Raw genomic sequence first — 1,592 nt, forward strand, 5'->3', positions numbered from 1 at the left:
CATGCGGAACGCGCCGCCGATCTCGATGAGCTCGCCGCGCGAGATGACCGCCTCGCGGCGCAGGGCGAAGGTGTTGAGGCAGAGCAGCACGGCCGCGGCGTTGTTGTTGACCACCGTGGCGTCTTCGGCGCCGGTCAGTTCACGCAGGAGGCGGCGGACGTGGTCGTCACGTTCGCCCCGTGATCCGGTGGCGAGATCGTATTCGAGCGCCACGGGGTGACCCATCGATGCCACGGCTGCCTCGATGGCGCTATCGGCTAAGACGGCGCGGCCGAGGTTGGTGTGCAGCACGGTTCCGGTGAGGTTGAACACCGGTCGCAGACCAGCGGGCCGGGCGTCCAACAGGTTTGCGGCGCGCTTGACGACTTCGTCGGCATCCGGCGCTACGCCGGGCGAGGTGCGCAACGCGGCCCGTACGTCGTCGATCACGCGGCGAATCGCGTCGGTAGCGGCTACCCGCCCGTGACGATCCAGCAGCAAGGCGGCCCCTTCGGTCGCCAGCACAGTGGCGACGGCGGGAAGGCGGCGAAGGGCATTCGTGTCGGGCTCGGCCATGGACACGATTATCTACCCGATATCTTCCTCGCTGTCTCCCGTCAGCAGCAGCGGGTTCGGGGCATGGCGGGCAAAACCTTCCTCGCTGACCATCAGTTCCAGGCCGAGCGAGGCGAGGTCATCGGCATAGGGGTCCACCTGGGTGTCGCGCACCTGGTAGAGCAGCTTGCTATAGGTGTGACACTCGGCACAGGTTTCGAGCTTGACCAGGCCGGCATCGCCCTCGATGCCCTCCTGGGTCAGCTTGCGGGTGCCTCCGCACGTAACGCACACGGTGCGGGTGTGGTTCCAGGCGGTGGAGCACATCGAGCAATAGAGGTACCGGGTGCCCGGAATCAAGCCGGTGGCGGTGATGACACCGGATACCGAAGGCGAGCCGCAGCAGGGACAGAGGGATCGTTGCTCGAGCAGCCGGAGGTCGGCGGCGTCGAGACGGGCCGCGGAGCCGGTGAAGTAAACCTGCAGCGCGGCGGCGATGAAGACGGCTGCACCGATATCCGCCGGGGGAACGTGCCCGCGGAGGAAGTTGTTGGCGTGTCCTTCGAGTGCGGCGATGTCGGTATGGCGCAGGGTGTCAATGGCGTCGAGGGTGGCCGGAGGGAGGTCGGCGTCGGGATGCTGGACATGATCGAGCACGGATGTGAGGCCTTCGCGCCAGGAGGCGTCGCGGTGGTGGCCATCGGCAGCCAACGGCGGCATGCGCGCCTCGGTGGCGCGGGCGACGGCTTGCGGATCGACCATGCCGGCGGGTGCGAGCGTGGTCGACACCCTGTGTTGGGCACGGGCAACGCGAGCCAGGAAGYGCAGCCAGGGCTCCATGGGATGGCCGGTGGCAAGGTGGTCCAGCCTTGCCGCTGTGGCGGCGAAGCGCCGCGCCGGGTCCGGCATCACGATGGGTGAGGGAGACTTGACCCCGGGGTGAGAGGGACCGCTCCAGGACGCGTCGGGTGGTGCCTCGGCTTGCTTCACGGATTCTTCCTGGGCGTGGTCTTGCTGACACGACGGCTTGCCGCCAACTGGTAGAACCACTTGCGATG

1 protein-coding gene and 1 pseudogene are annotated in these 1,592 nt (G+C 67.8%); both read right to left on the minus strand.

All coding sequences use genetic code 11. The annotated features are described in order from the left end of the window. A pseudogene (locus AC1DT2_RS22840) lies at positions 1-555 on the minus strand (L-seryl-tRNA(Sec) selenium transferase); the annotation flags it as partial. Positions 556-567: 12 nt separating this feature from the next. Further along, a partial coding sequence (gene fdhE, locus AC1DT2_RS22845; RefSeq protein WP_477298953.1) for a formate dehydrogenase accessory protein FdhE occupies positions 568-1,592 on the minus strand: 1,025 nt, incomplete at its 5' end.

It is taken from the genome of Luteibacter sp. P4_E6, from assembly GCF_056401535.1.